Raw genomic sequence first — 20,955 nt, 5'->3', positions numbered from 1 at the left:
CAAAATGCAAAAATCAATTACAAGTCTTCAAAATCCGTTGATAAAACAGATTTTTCTCCTTCAAGAAAAATCGCGTGAACGTAGAAAAACAGGTCTTTTCTTTATAGAAGGACTACGTGAAATTTCACTTGCAGTAAAAGGAGGATATCAGTTAAAAACCTTATTATATTGTCTTGAAATAATTTCTAAAAAAGATTTTGATGCGCTAAAGAAATCTGTAAGTACGAACACTGAAATCATAGAAATCACTTCAGAAATCTATGAAAAACTAGCTTATCGAAGCTCAACGGAAGGAGTTTTGGCGATTGCAATGGTAAAAGATTTAAGTATTTCTACATTAACGATTTCGAACTCTCTTAATAACGGTTCCTCGAACGTATCTAGAGGACCTTTAATCTTAATTGCTGAAGCACCTGAAAAACCTGGCAACATTGGGGCTATTCTTCGCACTGCTGATGCTGCTAATGTTGATGCTGTAATAATCGCCAACCCTAAAACTGATATGTACAACCCAAATATTATCCGCAGTAGCGTGGGATGTTTGTTTACAAATAACATTGCGACGGGAAGTACTTCGGAAATTATCGCATTTCTAAAAGAAAACAACATCAACATCTATTGTGCTGCCTTACAAGCGTCCGTACCATATCACACTTGCGATTTTATAGAAAGTACAGCAATTGTAGTTGGCACAGAAGCAACTGGTTTAAGTGATGAATGGCTAGAAAACAGCACTCAAAATATCATCATCCCAATGCAAGGGGAAATTGACAGTATGAATGTGTCTGTAGCTGCGGGAATCCTTATCTTTGAAGCCAAAAGGCAGCGAAATTTCCTAAAGTAAATTTCGTAAATCACATAAGTCCAAATCCTAAATCCCAAAAAAAAAGTCAGAGTTTTAATTAATGACTTGTATTGGATTTTGGTGCTTAAAATTTAGAACCTAACTTATGAGTCCAGAAACTCTTTTCTATATAATAATAGGAATATTAATTGTCAGTTTTATTATTGACCAGGCGTTGGATTACTTGAATGCAAAACACTTTAGTGATTCTCTTCCTACCGAATTACAGGATATTTTTGATGAACAGGAATATCAAAAATCCCAACGATATAAAACAGAGCGTTATAAATTCGGACTGCTTACTTCATCCATTTCTTTAATAGCCACGCTCCTATTCTTCTTTTTCGATGGCTTCGCATATGTTGACAATTTAGCGCGTTCCATTTCCAACAATGAAATAATAATTGCTTTGGTTTTCTTTGGCATTATAATGATTGCAAGTGATATTTTAAATACTCCATTTAGCTATTACAGCACATTTGTTATTGAAGAAAAATACGGTTTCAATAAAACATCTCGTAAAACATTCTTTCTCGATAAATTGAAAGGATGGCTTATGGGTGCAGTTCTTGGTGGAATAATTTTAGGAGCAATAATTTGGTTTTATCAAACCACAGGAGAAAATTTTTGGCTTTATGCTTGGGGAATTATAACCGTATTTACTGTGCTGATGAATTTATTTTACGCACGCTTTATAGTTCCTTTATTTAACAAACAAACTCCTTTAGAAGAAGGTTTCTTGCGTTCAGAAATTGAAAAATACGCATCGAAAGTTGGTTTTACTTTAGACAAAATTTTTGTTATTGACGGAAGTAAAAGAAGTACAAAAGCAAATGCTTATTTCTCAGGATTTGGAAGTGAGAAACGCGTAACACTTTACGACACCCTAATTAATGATTTAAACGAAAAAGAAATAGTGGCCGTCCTCGCGCACGAAGTAGGCCATTATAAACGCAATCACATTATTATCAACCTACTAGTTGCCATTTTAACCACAGGATTTACGTTGTGGTTATTATCTTTATTTATTGGGAACCCTTTACTTTCTGAAGCCTTAAATGTTTCTCAACCATCGTTTCACATTGGGTTGGTGGCATTTGGAGTGTTATATAGCCCGATTTCTGGGATTACAAGTTTAATAATGAATTACTTAAGTAGGAAGTTTGAATACCAAGCAGATGATTATGCTAAAAACACTTTCGCATCAGAACCGCTAATTTCAGGTTTAAAAAAACTTTCGAAGAATAGTTTAAGTAACCTAACTCCACACCCTCTCTATGTTTTCGCACACTATTCGCACCCTACACTGTTGCAAAGATTTAAGAATTTGAATAAGTAGTCCCTCTATTTATGCAAGGGCTGCAAAGCTGTTGTTTCATTAAAAAAAATTAACGCGTCGTATCGAAGTGGTATAATAGTAGGTACAAACTGTCTTCTGTCAAATTGGGGATTGTATACCACTCCTATCGCACGGTGCCCCATAACCTTTAGATTTTCTTCCTTTCTATCTTCTTCGTCAAAAATTAGATAGAAAGCATCCAAACCGGTTTTCTTAAGTTTATACTCAACACTACTTCTTAATGCCCTAGGAATCGTCATTTCTTCCATTCTAGCGCCCCATCTAGAACCAGCAATTACTTTTCCTTTGTAACTAGAAAAACCAATTAGAAAAACATTATCCTTCCCTAAATTTTCACGTTTTAGCTGTCCGATATTTATTTCACCTGTATTTCGCATACTAGTAAACGAAGCATCGCCAATATGCGTGTTATGTGCCCAAACTACACCTTTAGCATTTTTACCATAAAGCGCCAGTAAATCGCCTACTGTTTCTCGCATATGAAAAACTCTAGAGTTCCAAGAAACGGCATCTTTAGCAGCTATACTTTCACGATAAAACTCTTCAGCATTATGTACTACAATTGCATTTTGAAGCAAGTAAAAATATTCGTCATCTGAAAGGTTCTCTAAAATTTCACGATTATTTCTAATATAAGTAACTACCCTTTCGGTCGCAGCTTCGCAATCTGGTTTTCCGTCTTTAACTGCACGAGCATATTGCCAACTATCGCCTTTATAAGGATTAAAGCAGTTGTATTGAAGTTTAACATAATTATAGCTCGATTCATCTATTTTTTTAAGTGTTTCCAACACCATTTCTTTTGAAACCCATTCGTCGTAAACATCCATCCCATAAAAACCAACTTTCTTGTTTGGAGGCAAACTATCATTATACTGTCGTAACCATTCAGCAAGAGCTACAACTTCTTCATTTGCCCACATCCACGTAGGCCAACGATTCAACTGCATTAAAACTTCTCTTGCCGACTTTCCTGCCCCCTCAAAATTCTTAACATATTGATTTAACTTATAAAGACTAGCGAAATCACCTTCCACGGCAATGAAATTAAAGTTGTGTTCTTCAATAAGTCTTCTGCTTATTTTATCTCGCCATATGTAATATTCATGGGTACCGTGACTGGCTTCTCCCAACAAGACTAACTTTTTATCCCAAGCAGCAGCAATGAGTGGGTCTAAACTAGAAGCATTGTCCAGTTTAATTGCTTTTTTGGTAAAATTTTGAGCAGAAATCGTCATAATAGAAAAAACCATTAAAAGCGTTAATCGCAACTTCATATATTGACTTATTAATTAGTACAGAATATAAGCAATAATTATGAGATTACTGAAAATGAATTATTTCCTACTAGCAAAAGGTAAGCGTGAAGTTAAAAAAAGCTTCTTACAACTTCATAATCCAGCGCATCAGCTTTAATCTAAAGTTTGTATGAGGATAATATTTTATAAAAGGATCAAACCAAGTTGGTTTATCCATAATACTTTTATAATGGGTAAATGCTTTAAATCCAGCTTCCCCGTGATAATTACCAATTCCACTAAAACCAACACCTCCAAATGGTAAATTTTCGTTTGTGATGTGCATCACTGTTTCATTAATTGCCCCACCACCAAAGGAGATTTCTTTTAAAACTTTCTTTTTAATGGCATTGCTTTTTGTGAATACATAGCAGGATAATGGTTTAGGTAAACTATTTACTTTTACAATCGCCTCTTCAATAGTTTCATATGTAATTACAGGAAGTATAGGGCCGAAAATCTCCTCTTGCATCACGACATCGTCAAAATTTACATTTTGCATTACAGTAGGTTGAATATAGCGCGATTCGCGATTCGTTTCGCCTCCGTAAAATATTTTTTGCGGGTCGAGCATTTTAACCAATCTGTCAAAGTTTTTATTATTGATAATTTGGAGAAAATTATCATTTTCAAAAGCGAAGTGTTGACTTTCAATTTCTATTTTTAGTTGATTGAGAAATCTTTGTTCAATACTGTTATGAACCAATACATAATCTGGAGCGATGCAAGTTTGGCCGGAATTTAAAAATTTACCCCAAACTAAACGTTTTACTGAAACTTTTAAATTACAATTCTCCGTAACAATAGCAGGGCTTTTGCCTCCAAGCTCTAAAGTAACTGGAGTTAAGTTTTCGGCAGCAGCTTTATAGACTATCTTACCAACTGTAGTACTTCCAGTAAAAAATATTTTATCAAATTTCTGTTTAAGTAATTCTTGAGTTTCTTCCACTCCCCCTTCTACCACGGTAAAAAACGCAGGATCAAAATTTTCCTTTACAATTTTTGCCATCGCTGCTGCGGTATTGGTCGGTAATTCACTAGGCTTTAAAATTACCGTATTCCCTGCGGCAATTGCAGCTATTGCTGGAGCAAAGGAAAGCTGATAAGGATAATTCCACGCCCCAATAACTAAAGAAACTCCTAAAGGCTCAGGAATGATATAACTTGATGCTGGGAAATTGAGAATTCCAGTAGGCACACTTTCCTTTCGCGCCCATTTGTAAATCATTTTTTGAGCTTCCTTTATGTCTTTATAAAGCAAGGAGAGTTCAGTACTATAATTATCAAATTCAGATTTTTTGAAATCTTTGTAAATTGCTTCGTGAAGTAATTTTTCGTTTTGCTCTAAAGCTTGTTGAAGTTTTTTTAACTGAGCCCTTCTAAACTGAATGTCTTTTGTAGCGTGAGTATTAAAGAAGTTACGTTGTGCATTAATGATTTCTTTCATGATTGATGTATTTTCTTAAATTTAGAAAACTTCTGTAAACGAAACAACAAAGAAGCACATACGAACACAGAGATACCGAAGAAAAAATCAATAAATAAATTTAAAATTCTTTTTAAAGTAACTGAGTCAGACGGAAAGACGACTTCATCTTTAATTTCAATTTCAATTTCGATTTAGATTTCAACACTACTTATCCCTATTCAATATTTTATACTCTTCATAACAACCACTTATTGCATCTAAAATTTGAAGGTCATTTGCTGTTCTAATAAAATCTTTAGAGTAATTACATTTGTTTAATATCTCATCAATATCAACACGTTCTAACTGAAGTACAGCCATTAAGGTTTCACGATCGAACTTACTTTGAAGTAGGTTTCTTATTTCATCATCCTCTTTCATCTTGCGCATTTTCCGCATCTGTTGTGGCCGTTTTCCAAATACATTATAGAGAAAGTCGGCAGGATTAAAAATAGAGCTTAGAACTTTGCTTACAGCGCCTGGTTGATTACTACCTCCTTCATAACCCGTGCTCAATCCTGAAATTCTATAACGGTAATTATCATAAACAGGTATTAATTTAGCGTCAATTTCTACATAACCCGTAAGCTGAACTGGCTTTACAACTACTTCTTCTAACGCAATACCCAGTTCAGTCATTTTTACTTTAATGTCTCCAAATCTAAGCCAATCATTGGTAACACGTACACGAAGCGATTTAAATCCTAGATATGAAAAATATAAAGTGTCGTTTACTGCTGCTTTTAATGCAAACTCTCCTTTGTCGTTAGTAGTAGTTCCTTTTACCTGATTAAGGTTTACGATGTTTACATTTTCTAAAATTTTATCGTTAGCATCGTTCATTACAACTCCTTTTATATCGTGTAATTCCTGGGAGAATGATAAAATTGAAACAAAAAGGAGAAGAATTAGTAAGAGATTTTTTTTCATAGTAAAAATTGCATTCGTCTTATTCAAAAATAACAATTAACAAACTAAGACAAATTATAGTTTATTCGAACCCTAGTATAGTAAACATTATAATTAAAAGTAACATTTTTAAGAAGCTAACCTTAGGGATGGTAAACCTCCTAATTAATTAGTACACGCTCTATGCCAAAAGCGCATTTTAAATAAATAAAAAACGGGCCCTTATAAAAGGCCCGTAAATATAATTATATAGTCGATAAGACGTCGCTAAATTTTAATAAATCAGTATGATGAATTAATTAAGCATTTCTTCTACGTCTACCGCCAGTCCCTTTTACGTTTGGACGTTCGTTACTTCTTCTACTCTTTCCTTTAAAGGCTGATTTATCACTACCTGAACTACCACTGCGCTTTTTAAAGCCACCTCTTCTTCCACCATCATTACGATTGCCTCTATCGCTTCTTTTCCTTCCGCGACTACGACCACTTCCACTTCGACCTGTGTCTTTAGAAATCTCAACGTTTATTTGTCTTCCATCGAGTTTAAAATCTTTGAATACACTCATCACCATTTCCTGATGCTTTGTATCGGTATTAAAGAATGAGAAGCTATCTTTTACATCAACTTTGTAAACATCGTCTTTACCAAGATTTAATAAATCACGAAGGAAGTCTTTCAAGCTCATCCAATCGAAATCATCTTTTCCACCAACATTTAAGAAATAACGAGTGCTATCTCCGCCATCTTCAGAAAAGTTACGATCTCCACCAGAGATATTTAAATCTTTACTGTTCTTGTAGTAATTTAAGAAACGAGTAAACTCTACTGAAAATACTTTCTTGATTAAATCTTCTTTTGAAAAATCTGCTAATACTTCGTTTATATTTGGAAGGTAAGCGTTAATCTCAGGATTTATCTCAGTGTTTTTTATCGTATTTGCTAAGTGAAACATTTGTACTTCACAAATTTCCATTCCCGAAGGGATTTCCTTAGCAATAAATTTCTTTTGAATTATCTTTTCAATAGATCTTATCTTTCTAACTTCACTTTTAGAAACAATAACTATTGAAACTCCTGTTTTACCAGCACGCCCGGTACGACCACTACGGTGAGTGTACACTTCAGTTTCATCTGGAAGTTGATAGTTTATAACGTGTGTAATATCATCAACATCAATTCCACGTGCAGCTACATCTGTTGCAACAAGCATTTGAATTTGACGATTCCTGAATGATTTCATTACTGTATCGCGTTGACTTTGACTTAGATCTCCGTGAATTGCAGCTGCGTTATATCCATCTTCTATAAGTTGTTCAGCTACTTTTTGAGTATCGCGTTTTGTTCTACAGAATATTACAGAAAAAATTTCCGGATTAGCATCTGCCAAACGTTTTAATGCGTTGTAACGATCTCTTGCGTTAACTAGGTAATATTCGTGAGTTACTTGATCTGAACCAACATTCTTTGCTCCTACAGTGATTTCCACTGGAGTATGCATAAACTTTTTGGCAATTGTAGATACTTCTTTAGGCATTGTAGCACTAAACAACCATGTACTCTTGTCTTTAGGAGAATGCGAAAGAATTTCGGTGATATCTTCAAAAAAGCCCATGTTAAGCATTTCGTCTGCTTCATCGAGAACGCAATATTCAATTTTAGAAATATCAATTAAGCCACGGCCAATCATATCTTTCATACGACCTGGAGTAGCTACAATAATTTGCGAGCCTCTTTTAATTTGGCGAGCTTGTTCGGTAATACTTGCACCACCATAAATAGCAGTAACGTTTAAACCTGGCATATACTTGCCGTACGCCACCATTTCATTTGTAATCTGTAAACACAATTCACGTGTAGGTGAAAGGATAAGTCCTTGGGTAGTGCGACTGTTTACGTCTATTTTTTGCAACATGGGAAAACCGAAAGCTGCGGTTTTACCTGTTCCTGTTTGTGCCAAAGAAACCATATCGGTTTCGCGGTCTAATAAAATTGGAATTGCTTTTTCTTGAACTTCTGAGGGGGTTTCAAAACCCAAGTCTGCGATGGCCTTTAGAAGATTCTCTTCTAAGCCGAGTGCTTTAAATGCTGTCATTTTTTGTAAAATAAATTTTTATATGCGTGCTAACGAGAAGCGACTGGACATATAAAATAAAAACGGACAGCTTCACTATAGCACTCCTCACCCTGAGGATTCTTGATCATCAAAAGCCTTACGCTATGATTTTTCAAGGCCGCAAAAGTAGTGTTTACTTTTTAACTAACAATATATATTGGGATATATTTAATATTTATCACAAAAATCACTATCTATCGCCTTACCAAATTGCCACTTATTCAGTCAGATAATCAATTAATTGACGCATTGCTTTTCCTCTATGGCCTATTTCACCTTTTTGTTGAAGTGTCATTTCGGCAAATGTTTTATCATAGCCATCAGGTTGAAAAACGGGATCGTAACCAAACCCTGAATCCCCACGCAATTCTTCTATAATTTTACCTTCACAAATGCCTAAAAATAATACTTCTGAGTGATTCATTGAAAGAGCTATTGCAGTTTTAAATCTTGCACTTCTGTCATTTTTTTCTGCTAAATTATTCAGAAGCTTTTCAATATTGGCTTTAGAGTTATTATCCTGCCCAGCGTATCTAGCACTATATACCCCTGGCTCGTTATTTAACGATTTCACCTCTAATCCGGTATCATCTGCAAAACAATCTAGATTATAATTATCCCGAACGTAATTAGCTTTTAAAATAGCATTTCCTTCGATGGTGTCGGCAGTTTCTTCAATATTTTCATTACAACCAATATCATCTAAGCTTAATAATTCGATATGATGCGGCAGAAGTGCCTTAACCTCGGTAAATTTATTTTTATTGTGAGTAGCGAATACAAGTTTCATATTAATTATGGAATTACGATTTCTGATTTACGATATTTGGGATTTAGAGTTCCTTATTTAGCGTTTTTATAACGCTCAATAATTTCATCAGAAGACTTAATAGTTTTTTTAGCCCATTCAAGTTCTATTTCACGTTTTTCTTCTTCTGAAAGTTGCCAACTAATATTACTTTGCTTCAGTTTTGAAACCACACTTTGTAAAATAATTGCAGCAGAAACTGAAATATTTAAGCTTTCAGTAAACCCGTACATTGGTATTTTTAAGAAGCCATCGGCTGCTTGCATCACTGTATCACTTAAACCATCACTTTCTTTTCCAAAGAAAAAAGCACTTTTCTTAGACACATCAAAATCATGTAACAGCATTGATGATTTATGTGGTGTTGTTGCAATTATTTGATATCCAGAGCCTTTTAACTCACTAATACAATTTTTTATTGCATTATGCCTCTTAAACGAAACCCACTTTTGGGCCCCCATAGCAATTTCTTTATCTATGCGCTTACTCACTCTTTCCTCTACAACGTGTAAATCTTGAATACCAAAAACATCGCAAGTACGCATTACGGCACTGGTATTGTGAAGTTGATATACATCTTCGGTAACTACCGTAAAGTGGCGAGTACGTTCTGATAGCACTTCCTGAAAGCGCTCTTTTCTATTTTCTGTAAGGTAAGTTTGAAGGTATTCTAAAAGTTCTAAATCCATACTTCGATTTCACCCATTAATCGATTTGAAAAGCTAATGAGTTTTGAGTTTATAGGTTTATGAATTAAAATCAACTTTTTAAACTTAGATTTCAAATTCAATTTTAAATTTGCGAAGATAAAAGTATTTGTTTTATTGATGGTTTCTTATATTCATATTTTTAAATAACTTAGGAAAGATTTCAATTAATAAAACATCCCGTTAGACGGTCAAAAATTATGAAGATTGCGGTATTATCAGGAGCTGGAGTTAGTGCAGAAAGTGGTATAAAAACTTTTAGAGATGGCAATGGATTATGGGAAAATCACGATATAATGGAAGTAGCCTCACCCGAAGGATTTAAGCGTAATCCAGCCTTAGTACTCGATTTTTACAATCAACGTAGAAGGCAACTGCAAACTGTAACACCTAACAGTGCCTATATTGCGTTGGCAGAGCTTGAAAAATATCACGATGTAACAATTATCACTCAAAATGTAGACGATCTTCACGAACGGGCCGGAAGTACTGATGTTATACATCTACACGGCGAACTTCTTAAAGCGAGAAGCACTGTGGATGAAACTTTAATTTTAGAATGGAAAGATGACTTAAATATAGGTGATTGTTGTGAAAACAACCACCAACTTCGACCACATATCGTTTGGTTTGGCGAAATGGTCCCTATGATTGAAGTTGCTGCTGAAATTATTGAAGATGCCGATGCTATAATTATTGTGGGAACTTCTATGCAAGTATATCCCGCTGCAGGCTTAATACAATATGCCAAACCTGATGCTCAAGTTTATTTTATAGACCCCAATCCTTCAATAAATCCAAATAAAAAAATCACAGTTTATGCCGAAAAAGCCTCTACAGGTGTTCCTAAAGTTGTAGAGATCCTTGCAGGTATGTCGTAATTTCATAATAAGATTTACTGTTTTAATAGATGTTAAAACATTTTTTTTGTATTTTTCAACATAATTCAAACATTCTAACTTTACAGCTTAAACCCCCTAAATATTCAATAAAACATACCTCAGAATTATTCTATTTTCACAAATTTCAGAATATAAATCTACACCCCTTGAAACAAAATATATTTTCCCCACTCCTCATGGTATGTAATATAAAAAGCATAACATATTCTCTGTTAGCCTTAGTATTACTATGCACTTCCAATGAAATATTTGGACAATCCAATTCACGTATTGATAGTTTAAAAAAAGCTTTTGAAAATGAAACCAATGATTCTTTAAAAGTTTTGTCGGAAATTAATTTAGCCAAGGGAATTCATAAAATGCAACACGACCTAGAGTCGGAATACTTTCATGCTAAAGAAGCAGTAGACCGAGCATTGCGCATAAACGATACGGTTTTATACGCTAGAGCTTTAGACAATCTTGGGTTGTTGTACCGTTATCATCAACGTTACGATCAAGCGTTATCCCTTCACACTAGAGCTTTTGAGTTAATAAAAGATAAAGATGTAGACCCAATTTTCAAAATGATAATGGGGAATAATGCAGGTGTTGCTGGGCGTTACAATCACAAAAATGACACTGCATTTCTCTATTATATGCAAGCTTTAAAAATTGCCGAAGATGTAGGTAACTTAAAAAACATAGCTATTTCTACTAACGGAATTGGCAATACATTGAGCAATATACCTGGACGAGAAAATGAAGCTTTACCATATTTTGAACGGTCTTTAAAAGCACAACAAGAAATAGGCAATGATTTAGGAGTTGCCATGAACTATCTTTCAATTAGTGATTATTATATCGTGAAAGGTGATTTTAAGACTGCTAATGAATATTTAAAAAAACTTTTAAAATTAAATCAAGATAGAAATGATGAATTTGGAATAGCCATTACTTATGAATATATGGGGATTTCTAAGTTAAAAGAAGGGAAGGATTTAGATAAGGCTGTAACTTATTTTCAAACTTCAGCCGATGGGTACAAGTCTCTTAAAAACATCCACAGACAAGCAGAAATTCTTACCCATTTAGGGAACACTTATTTAAAGAAGGGTGAATTAAATCGCGCTGAAGACTACTACAAAGAATCCTTACAAATCTCTAAAAGCTTAAATGCCTTAGGGATGATAAGCACAAATGTTTTAAAGCTCTCTGAAGTTTCTGAACAAAAAGGAGATTATAAATCGGCATTATCAAACTTTAAACTCTCTCAAGTATATAAGGATAGTATAAATATAAATGAACAAAACGTAAAAATTGAAGCACTTACCCAAGAGTACAATTTAGAAAAAAAGGAAAGTCACATTCAGTTTTTAGAAAAGGATAAAGCTTTACAGCAAGTACTTTTGAATACTCAGAAAGATGAACTTAAAAGAAGGCAAGTTATCACCATTCTTTTAGCGGTTGCATTAGGTGCTATTTTAATTATCTTTCTCATGCAGTATAGAAATTACCGAATAAGGAAAACAGCTAATGAGCGTTTAAATCAAGCGGAAAAAGAAAAAATGGTTACTATTTACGAACGAAACTTAGCACAAGCAGAAATTCTTGTAACTAGACTTCAAATTAACCCTCATTTCATATTCAACAGCCTTAACGCTATTACCTATCTAATTCAAAGTGAACAGAACTGTAAAGCAATTGAATACTTAGGAATATTCAGTCATTATACAAGAATGGTACTTGAAACATCAAAACAGCAAGTTATCTCCCTTCAAGAAGAATTAGAGTTGGCCGAGAACTATCTTAAGCTCGAAGAAAACAGGTTCTCAAATGACTTTAAATATGTTATTTCGGGCATTGAAAACCCAGACCTTGAAGATGTCTTAATTCCGCCATTATTAATTCAGCCGTTCCTAGAAAATGCTATTTGGCATGGCCTTTTAGCCAGTCCACGCAAAAAGAAACTATTAAGCATTCATATAGAAATCGATGAAAACCAAACACAAATTATTATTGATGATAATGGCGCTGGAAGAGATAATAAAAATAAAATTAATACCATTAAAAGTCATAACAGCATGGGGATGGGAATAATTAAAGAGCGTATCGAACTATACAATAAAACAAATGAAGGAAAAATTAATTATAAGATTATCGATAAGAAGGATGACGAAGGAAAACCTTTGGGTACACGTATCATCCTAGAACTTTACAACACTATGGATTATTTCAGAAATCATCCAAGTAAAATGTCTGTAAGTCATGCTTAAGACTTAAGGTTTAAATAAATCCGCTCGTGCTTTCAAATATTTTAAAGCTTAAACTATCAGAAATTGACACTAGTCGAAATAAGAGAGAAGAAATTGCAGATTGGTTAATTAAAAACCCCAATTATTTACCACAAACGCTTAATACATACTTTTCTTCTAATAATTCGCTTTTGGTTAAGACGGCTTACGTACTAGAAATTATATGTGAAAGAGAATTAAGCCTTTTCAGTGAGTATCAAAATATATTTTTTAAAGAGTTACCCAAAATAACAAACAGTTCTGCCTTAAGAGCGAGTGCAAAAATATGTGAGATACTCTGTAGGGAGCACTATTTAAATCATTCTTCTATTTCTTTAAACATTGATGAGCAAAAAATAATGATTGAATGCTGTTTTAATTGGCTCATTACAGAACAGAAAGTAGCTTGTCAAGTACCTGCCATGACGTGTCTCAGTTTATTAGGAAAGGAAAGCAATTGGATACATGAGGAATTGAAACAAATTTTAATAAAAAACATCCCAGATAAAAGCGCAGGGTATAAAGCACGAGCTAGAAAGGTTTTAAAAGAAATCACATAGATTGTTAGCGTTAAAATAAAGCTAAACCCCTCTAAAACATTGATTTCAGCTTAATAGTTTCTTATTTTTGAGGAAACCTTAAAACAATAAAATATGAGCTATTTAAATCTAGATAAAAAGAAAACTGCAACAATTGCAAAAGAACTTAATGTTCTTTTAGCAGACTATCATTTATATTATCAAAAACTACGCAATTTCCATTGGAATATCGTTGGAAGTAATTTTTTCGAACTTCACGTAAAGTTTGAAGAAATGTATGACGATGCTAAGTTAAAAGTTGATGAAATTGCAGAAAGAATTTTAACCTTGAGATATCAACCTACAAGTAATCTTTCCGATTATATAAAAATGAGTAATCTTGAAGAATCTTCAGAAAACACCAAGGATGTTGAGATGATAAAGATTCTGCTTGATGATCACGGGAAGCTTTTAAAGCAAATGCGTAAAGTAGTAGATAAAGCAAGTAGCGCCGATGATGAAGGAACAATTGATATGGTAGGAGGTTTTATAGGCCACATCGAAAAAATTAGCTGGATGCTAGATGCTTGGTTGATGAAAGCAACCGATAACCATCCAGAAGCTTAATAAGTACTTAAGTTATAAGTTTAGCAACCGTGTTAGAAAAAGAATATTTCTAACACGGTTTTTTTATTAGATTCATATAAATATGCTTAATAACTTTATTAAATCAATATTTAAATTTGATACCTTTATGTTTTAAAATTAATTAACTTTCTTTTGTAAATCTGAAATTTAATACGCAAAAATGATGAATGGAATATTAGAGTTTTTGTCTAACATCCCTTGGTGGGCTTGGATACTTATAGTTTTATTAATAATTGCCATACGTGATGTTTTCTTTAATAAACGTCATACTATCAGTCACAACTTTCCTATAGTTGGTCATATTCGATACATGCTCGAAAGTATTGGTCCTGAATTAAGGCAATATATAGTTGCCAACAACAGAGAAGAACTTCCATTTAATAGAATTGAAAGAGGTTGGATTTATGCTTCGGCAAAAAATCAAAATAACTACGAAGGTTTTGGTACAGACCGTGATATATTTGAACCGAATTATATTTTTATAAATAATTCTTTGCTGCCTTACAAGGTTGAAAATGACAATCCTAATTATAAAAATCCTTATTTTTTACCTTGTGCTAAAGTTATGGGAGCTTATAATAAGCGCCGAAGGCCTTACCGACCAACATCTATAATTAATGTTTCTGCTATGAGTTTTGGTTCTTTATCCGCACGTGCTGTAGAATCTTTAAATAGAGGTTGTGCGCTATCCTATGCGTATCACAATACAGGTGAAGGTGGATTGTCGCCATATCACAAAACCGGTGCCGATGTAGTGTTTCACTTCGGAACAGGTTATTTTGGAGTTCGAGATGATGATGGCAATTTCTCGATGGAGAAAATGGTTAAAATGGTAAATGAAAATCCACAGGTTCGAGCTATAGAAGTAAAACTTTCTCAGGGTGCAAAACCAGGGAAAGGTGGGGTTCTTCCAGGGGCTAAAATCACAGAAGAACTTGCTGAAATTAGACACGTGCCTATTGGAAAAGATGTTTTGTCTCCTCCTACTCATTCAGCTTTTAAAGGTGTAAAAGGCTTAGTTGATTTTGTTGAAAATATTGCCCAAGAAACTGGCTTACCTGTTGGAATTAAATCGGCTGTTGGTAGATTAAACGAATGGGAAGAGTTGGCAAAAATAATGAAGGAAACAGGTAAAGGTCCAGATTTTATTACAATTGATGGTGGTGAAGGTGGAACGGGTGCGGCCCCTCCAAGTTTTGCAGACCACGTTTCGCTTCCTTGGCTCTTTGGTTTTGCTGAAGTTTATAAGATTTTTAAAAAACACGACTTATGTGATAGAGTAGTTTTTATTGGCAGCGGTAAACTAGGTTTTCCAGCAAAGGCTGCTATGGCATTCTCGATGGGTGCAGATCTGATAAATGTTGCTCGTGAGGCTATGATGAGCGTTGGATGTATTCAAGCACAGTTATGCCACACCAATACATGCCCTACAGGGGTTGCAACACAGAATAAGTGGTTACAACGCGGAATAAATATTGAAGATAAATCGGTGAGAGCGCATTTCTATTTTAAAAACTTTAGAAAAGAACTTTTAGAAATGACTCACGCATGTGGATATGAGCATCCTGCACAATTTACAATGGATGATGTAGATCTTACCGTTGGAGATAAAAACCTTATTAAAACCCTAGCTCAATCGTTTATGTATCACAAGGTACCGGTGCCTTTTGAAAGCATGAAAGCGCTGGCACATTGCCCATATCTAGGAGGGAATTTTCACGAAAAAGAAGCTAAAAAAGAAGTTAAAAAGATGAAGAAACACAATAAAGTTCGCTACTAGAAATAATGAAGAGTCTTGATTAGCTTAATCCTTGTTTAGAGTCTGTAAAACCTCGAGTCTCTTAATTTTTGAAGTTTCGGTATAAATAAATTGTGGAACGGTGTAAACCCTTTTAGGCTTTTCGTATGCTGAAAGCGATGTAAAAGCTCCTGAAAAGTCCTTAAGCTCTAAAGTGTTTTTTGCTTCAACAATCATAATTACTCGCTCCCCTAATGCCTCATCCTTTTCTGAAGCGATAAAAAACGGGATGTCTATATGCACTGATAATTTTTCTTCAACTTCTTCAGGATGAACTTTAACGCCTCCCGAATTTATAACATTATCTATTCTTCCTAGGAATATAAATGATGTTGGAGATAGTAACTTAACTACATCATTGGTTACTACAACTTCTTCTGAAATTTTAGGAGCTGATATTTGTAAACACCCTTCCGAAGTCTGAGAAAACTTTACTGTAGGAAGCGCATTAAAAGTCTTAGACTTAAAATTTCCGTTTAAAGCTCGAATTGCAATATGACTAATAGTTTCTGTCATCCCATACGTCGAAAAAGCAAGTGTATTTTGAAGTTGTAATTCTTTTTCTAATTCTACTGAAACTGCTCCCCCACCTATGATTAATTTTTTCACCTTATCCAAATCTTCCAACGAATGAAAAACCTGATAAGGCACCATAGCTGTAAAATCGAAGTCTATTTCTAAATTTTCCAATGGGCTCTTAACAGGGGCTCTGGTATATAAATTCCAACCTGCAATCATTCCACGGACAAGCATCATTTTTCCTGCAATATATGCTGCCGGAAGACATAATAACGCTTTACAGTTTTCTTTTAAATCGAAGTAATTTACAGTGGCAGTAGCACTGTTAAAAACATGTTCTTTCTGAAGTTTAATCTCTTTCGGAGTACCTGTAGATCCAGAAGTTTTAACAGTTATAAAATCCTTTTCATCTAGCCATTCTAAAATGAAACTTCCAATTGCTATTTCGTATTCTTCCTTGCTATTGAGTAAATATTCGGCCTGCTTCTTCAAAACCGCTTCAGTAGAAAAAGCATCTCCATTTAGTCTAAAACTTGGATGTAGCAATCGTTTCACTAATCTATAAAAGTTGAATTAGTTTCATTTTCCTCAATTACAACTATTGGCTCTTCAACTCTACCAAATAGTTTTCCACTCCAATCTGTCCATTTATATCGCCATGCCATTAAAAGCAGGAAAATTGGGTAGATAATCAATACCGGGGCAACTACATCAAAACCGGCAGAAGGATCGGAAACATCTTTAAAAATTGAATTTGTTTGAAATACCGTCCAATCTGCAGTTACTAGCAGTGCTGTAATTAAATTGTTACCTGCGTGAAATCCGAGAGCAAGCTCCATTCCTTCATCCATTAAAGTCATAATCCCTAGGAAAAACCCTGTCCCGATATAATATATCATTATCACATTCCCTAGTTTGTCAACCTCTGGGTTTGCTAAATGAAGGGCTCCAAATATTACAGATGTTACAACCAATGGAATCCATTTATTTTTAACAATCACACCGATTCCCTGCATTAAATAACCTCGAAAAAGATACTCTTCAAAACTTGTTTGTAAAGGTATCATTACCACTGCTATTAATGCTAAAATTAAGAATGGCACCAATTCAAATTGAAGCACATAATCCTCAGGATTGCTGTTGTAATCCAACAAGGTAACTACCAAAGTCGTTATGGTAATTAGCCCAAACCCAAAGAAAACTCTTCCCCAATCGGTTTTTTTACGCGAAGTTGTTAAGGTTACAAAAGGTTGTTTATGTAGGTATTTCACCACCAAAACAATTGCCGCCAAGCCTACAGCAAAACTTAACAACATCAAGAAAAAGGTTAAGTTCGAATCTAAAACCGTCATCAAAACACCAGGATCTTGTACCGATTCTATATCCCCACCTTCGGTCATTACCTTCAACATTACAGCAATCAAAAATGGAATTGAACCTAACTGACTTGCTATGAAAATAATTAGAAATCCTACTAAATAACGCCACCAGTCGTGAAGAAAATTAAAAGCTTGTTTTATATACATTTTATAAGGGTTTGTTTATTATGAAAGTGATTTGATTGTTAAAACTTGAAATTCCATTTTGCTTCTGCATCGTAATGTAAAGCTCCATCTGCTACGTTAAGAGGGCTGTCTATGTTATTTGTATACAAACTACCTGTACCTAGACCTTGAGGCAATTTACTGTTTTTTGTAAAAGTGTACTGTGAAATTGCATTTAATCCTAAATTACTTTCTAAAGCTGAGGTTATCCACCAACCTGCATTGTATTTTTCAGCATAGCTAATCCAAGTATCACTTCCCTGAATCCCACCAATTAATGAAGGTTTAAGGATAATGTATTGCGGTTTTATAGTGTAAAAAAGCTTCTGTTTCTCTTCTTCTAAAAATACACCTATTAATTCTTCATCTAAAGCAATAGAAAGCGGAGTATCTTCACAAAGACGGGCCATATCTTGCCATTGTCCTTGTTTGATTGGTTGTTCGATAGAATGTAATTCTAAATCTGATAATACCTTCAGCTTTTCTAAAGCTTCCCTAGGTGAAAATGCACCATTTGCATCTACCCTAAGTTCAACTTCTTGAGGTGAAAACTCTTTTCTAATAGATTTTAAAAGTTCTATTTCAGTTTTAAAGTCGATAGCTCCAATTTTCATTTTGATGCAAGTGAAGCCTTGCGTTAACTTTTCTGAAATTTGCTCTTTCATAAAGTTTTTGTCCCCCATCCAAACCAAACCATTTATAGGAATAGCTTCTTCTCCACGCGTAAATGCTGACGGATAGATTTCAAAAGGGTTTTTGGAGTTTAAAGATTGAAATGCGGCTTCAACCCCAAACTGAATAGATGGAAACTCTGTTAAAGCTTTGTAGAGCTTATCTTTGCCATAATTAATATTATCGCATACCCATTGAAGTTTCGCTTCATAATCTGGGCGGTCGTCAATACTTAAACCTCTTAAAATACCACACTCTCCTACTCCAAAACTGTCTTCAGTTTTAAGGATAATGAAAAAAGTTTCTTTAGTATTTAAAACGCCTCGAGAGGTTCCACTCGGGCGTTTAAAGTTTAGAATATGTTTTTTAAAATGTGCTTTAATCATTAAACAACCCTTTGCCTATGCTTAGGGAAAAGTTAGAATTATAAATCAATTGACTCCCCGATCTCGAATAACATTAAATCTTTATTAGCATCATAAAACTTACGCTTTGCCTCCTCGTGGTCTATTTCTATATAGCCAAATGTATCGTAATGAACACCTAGAACCTTATCGCATTGAACAAAATCACTAGCAATAATAGCATCGTCTATTCCCATTGTAAAATTATCTCCTATAGGTAGAATTGCTAAGTCTAATTTGGTTCGCAGAGGAATCAATTTCATATCCATAGTTAAGGCTGTATCACCTGCTATGTAAATATTTTTATGTTCGCCCTCAATAACGAATCCGCCAGGTTGTCCACCATAGCTGCCATCAGGAAAAGAACTTGTGTGTATTGCTGTAACGTATTTTACATTTCCAAAATCGAATTTCCAGCTACCGCCATGATTCATAGGATGAACCTCGATCCCCTTTTTTTCGTAATATGTTGCAATTTCAAAATTACTTACAATTATTGCCCCCGTTCTTCTAGCAATATTTGCAGCATCGAGGATGTGGTCCTGATGTGCGTGAGTAAGTAAAATGTAATCTGCCTTTAAGGAATCAACGTCTACTTTATCTTTTGCAAGTTCGTTTCCAGATATAAATGGATCTACTAAAATGTGTTGGCCTTTAATTTCAAGGGCTAAGGAATTATGCCCGTAATAGGTAATTTTCATAATATGTGTTTTTTCTACATAAATATACTAAACAAGACAGCAAACAAAAAAGTGCCTAGAGCAACCTTCTTTAATTCGGCGTCTAACAACCTTGGAGTTTTGTTAGTAAACACGGTTTTCATGTTTAATAAAAAAGGGATGAAAGCAATAGCATAAACAAATTGCAATGCTTCTCGATAATTCAATGCAGTATAAAGAATAGCACAAGCAATTCCAAAAATCAATAAAAAGGCGTGATATCTTTTGGCTTTGTCTATCCCAAGCTTTACTACTAAAGTGTTTTTACCAGCAGCGGCATCGTTATCAATATCGCGCATATTATTCAAATTTAACACTGCAGTGCTAAAACAACCTACTGCTATGGCTGGCAAAAGTAATTCCCATTTTAAACTATGTGTAAACAAAAAGTAACTACCCAATACACTTAATAATCCGAAGAACAGAAATACAAAAATATCTCCTAAGCCCGAGTAGCCATAAGCTTTTTTACCAACTGTATATTTTACTGCTGCTATAATAGATGCAATTGTGAGGTTAAAAAATATAAAGGAAATTATAAAATTTTCATTTCCAAAGGCTAAGAAAATTAAGAACGTCGCTAATAAAAAAGTAAATGCTCCCACCACAAACATTCCAATTTTCATTTGCTTTGGTGTAATAATTCCCGAAGCAACCATTCGTTTTTCGCCTTCTCTTTTAGCATCAGTTCCGCGAACACCATCGCCATAATCGTTTGCAAAATTGGAAAGAACTTGAAAGCCAACTGTCACCATAATCGCTAGCCAAAAAATAGGTGAACTTAATACAGTTGAGTGAGTTAAGTGTTCTACCCCTTCAAAATCGAGGACGGCTTGAGACTGTAATATATGATTTCTTTGAATTATTCCAGCAGTTGCTCCAATGATAATTCCCGATACAGAAAGTGGAAGGGTACGTAATCTAGCGGCAGCAAACCAAGCCTTAATTTTTTTCATTCACTGTTTATTTGGCTCGCAAAAATACATTTAAAAAAGTGCTGCTCCAATTTTTTGAATTAGTGCATTCTAGATTCAATTAATTATATTCGCATTTGTAAAATCAAAAACGAATGAACAAATCTAGTTTTAACCATATTGCATTACTTCTGTTACGCTTAGGTTTTGGTGGTTTGATGCTTACTCACGGATTACCAAAGTTGCAGAAACTACTTGCTGGAGATTTAACTTTTAGAGACCCTATTGGTGTGGGAGAACCAGCTTCTTTAATTTTAGCTGTACTTAGCGAAGTAATATTCCCAATTCTAATTATTATTGGATTTAAAACTCGTCTATCTTCAATTCCCGTAATTATTACAATGGCGGTTGCCGCTTTTGTGGTACACGCAAATGACCCTTTTGCAGTAAAAGAAAAAGCTATCTTATTTTTAATTGGATTTATTGCAATTGCTTTACTAGGTCCAGGAAAGTTTTCTATAGATAAGAAATAAGAT

At 34.4% G+C, this 20,955-nt stretch carries 19 protein-coding genes; 8 read left to right on the top strand and 11 right to left on the bottom strand.

The window, feature by feature from the left end:
• Positions 1-4: 4 nt before the first annotated feature.
• Together K8344_RS09295 and K8344_RS09290 are read left to right on the top strand one after the other, a co-directional pair.
• Complete coding sequence (locus K8344_RS09295; protein WP_237608430.1) at positions 5-844, top strand: TrmH family RNA methyltransferase; 840 nt, start codon at positions 5-7, stop codon at positions 842-844.
• A 106-nt stretch (positions 845-950) separates the two neighbouring features.
• Positions 951-2,183 (top strand): M48 family metallopeptidase, encoded by a 1,233-nt coding sequence (locus tag K8344_RS09290; RefSeq protein ID WP_237608429.1) that lies wholly within the window; start codon positions 951-953, stop codon positions 2,181-2,183.
• A gap of 5 nt (positions 2,184-2,188) precedes the next feature.
• On the opposite strand, the gene K8344_RS09285 is transcribed toward K8344_RS09290, so the two are convergent.
• The 6 genes from K8344_RS09285 to K8344_RS09260 all read right to left on the bottom strand — a co-directional run bounded on the left by K8344_RS09285 (position 2,189) and on the right by K8344_RS09260 (position 9,490).
• Entirely contained in the window at positions 2,189-3,481 is a 1,293-nt protein-coding gene (locus K8344_RS09285) for an erythromycin esterase family protein (protein ID WP_237608428.1), read from the bottom strand.
• Between the two features lie 106 nt (positions 3,482-3,587).
• Positions 3,588-4,949 (bottom strand): aldehyde dehydrogenase, encoded by a 1,362-nt coding sequence (locus K8344_RS09280; protein WP_237608427.1) that lies wholly within the window; start codon positions 4,947-4,949, stop codon positions 3,588-3,590.
• 186 nt (positions 4,950-5,135) lie between these two features.
• Positions 5,136-5,900: a carboxypeptidase-like regulatory domain-containing protein gene (locus K8344_RS09275; protein ID WP_237608426.1), complete on the bottom strand. Its 765-nt coding sequence runs from the start codon at positions 5,898-5,900 to the stop codon at positions 5,136-5,138.
• Between the two features lie 278 nt (positions 5,901-6,178).
• On the bottom strand, positions 6,179-7,972 hold the full coding sequence (locus K8344_RS09270; protein WP_237608425.1) for a DEAD/DEAH box helicase: 1,794 nt from the start codon (positions 7,970-7,972) through the stop codon (positions 6,179-6,181).
• Between the two features lie 238 nt (positions 7,973-8,210).
• Positions 8,211-8,783: a non-canonical purine NTP diphosphatase gene (locus tag K8344_RS09265; protein ID WP_237608424.1), complete on the bottom strand. Its 573-nt coding sequence runs from the start codon at positions 8,781-8,783 to the stop codon at positions 8,211-8,213.
• A gap of 53 nt (positions 8,784-8,836) precedes the next feature.
• On the bottom strand, positions 8,837-9,490 hold the full coding sequence (locus tag K8344_RS09260) for a TrmH family RNA methyltransferase (protein ID WP_237608423.1): 654 nt from the start codon (positions 9,488-9,490) through the stop codon (positions 8,837-8,839).
• Between the two features lie 218 nt (positions 9,491-9,708).
• Between K8344_RS09260 and K8344_RS09255 the strand changes: the two genes are divergently transcribed.
• The 5 genes from K8344_RS09255 (at position 9,709) to K8344_RS09235 (ending at position 15,629) form a co-directional block, all read left to right on the top strand.
• Entirely contained in the window at positions 9,709-10,389 is a 681-nt protein-coding gene (locus K8344_RS09255; RefSeq protein ID WP_262913418.1) for an SIR2 family NAD-dependent protein deacylase, read from the top strand.
• A 167-nt stretch (positions 10,390-10,556) separates the two neighbouring features.
• Entirely contained in the window at positions 10,557-12,665 is a 2,109-nt protein-coding gene (locus K8344_RS09250; RefSeq protein ID WP_237608422.1) for a tetratricopeptide repeat-containing sensor histidine kinase, read from the top strand.
• Positions 12,666-12,691: 26 nt separating this feature from the next.
• Positions 12,692-13,243, top strand: coding sequence for a hypothetical protein (locus tag K8344_RS09245; protein WP_237608421.1), 552 nt, complete (start codon positions 12,692-12,694; stop codon positions 13,241-13,243).
• Positions 13,244-13,336: 93 nt separating this feature from the next.
• Positions 13,337-13,828 carry a Dps family protein gene (locus K8344_RS09240; protein ID WP_237608420.1) on the top strand — a complete coding sequence of 164 codons (492 nt, stop codon included), beginning with the start codon at positions 13,337-13,339 and terminating at the stop codon, positions 13,826-13,828.
• Between the two features lie 184 nt (positions 13,829-14,012).
• Positions 14,013-15,629: an FMN-binding glutamate synthase family protein gene (locus tag K8344_RS09235; protein WP_237608507.1), complete on the top strand. Its 1,617-nt coding sequence runs from the start codon at positions 14,013-14,015 to the stop codon at positions 15,627-15,629.
• A gap of 24 nt (positions 15,630-15,653) precedes the next feature.
• Here the strand turns inward: K8344_RS09235 and K8344_RS09230 are convergent, their stop codons facing one another.
• From K8344_RS09230 to menA, 5 genes are read right to left on the bottom strand one after another with little or no spacing between them, the layout of a single operon-like run.
• The gene (locus K8344_RS09230) at positions 15,654-16,721 is read right to left on the bottom strand and encodes an AMP-binding protein (protein WP_237608419.1); all 1,068 of its coding nucleotides are present in this window, start codon (positions 16,719-16,721) and stop codon (positions 15,654-15,656) included.
• On the bottom strand, positions 16,721-17,692 hold the full coding sequence (locus tag K8344_RS09225; protein WP_237608418.1) for a CPBP family intramembrane glutamic endopeptidase: 972 nt from the start codon (positions 17,690-17,692) through the stop codon (positions 16,721-16,723). Before K8344_RS09225 ends, K8344_RS09230 begins: the two co-directional genes overlap by 1 nt.
• Positions 17,693-17,730: 38 nt before the next feature.
• On the bottom strand, positions 17,731-18,765 hold the full coding sequence (locus K8344_RS09220) for an o-succinylbenzoate synthase (RefSeq protein ID WP_237608506.1): 1,035 nt from the start codon (positions 18,763-18,765) through the stop codon (positions 17,731-17,733).
• Between the two features lie 41 nt (positions 18,766-18,806).
• A complete protein-coding gene (locus tag K8344_RS09215) occupies positions 18,807-19,487 on the bottom strand; it encodes a metal-dependent hydrolase (protein WP_237608417.1) in 681 nt (226 codons plus the stop codon).
• Positions 19,488-19,501: 14 nt separating this feature from the next.
• Positions 19,502-20,461, bottom strand: coding sequence for a 1,4-dihydroxy-2-naphthoate octaprenyltransferase (gene menA, locus K8344_RS09210; RefSeq protein WP_237608416.1), 960 nt, complete (start codon positions 20,459-20,461; stop codon positions 19,502-19,504).
• A gap of 113 nt (positions 20,462-20,574) precedes the next feature.
• Here menA and K8344_RS09205 point away from each other — a divergent pair, with 113 nt between their 5' ends.
• Positions 20,575-20,952, top strand: coding sequence for a DoxX family protein (locus tag K8344_RS09205; RefSeq protein WP_237608415.1), 378 nt, complete (start codon positions 20,575-20,577; stop codon positions 20,950-20,952).
• Positions 20,953-20,955: the final 3 nt, after the last annotated feature.

The sequence above is a fragment of the Aequorivita xiaoshiensis genome (assembly GCF_022008395.1).
GTDB lineage: Bacteria > Bacteroidota > Bacteroidia > Flavobacteriales > Flavobacteriaceae > Aequorivita > Aequorivita xiaoshiensis.
Note: the sequence above shows the minus strand (reverse complement) of the source record. Positions and strands in the feature narration are given on the sequence as shown.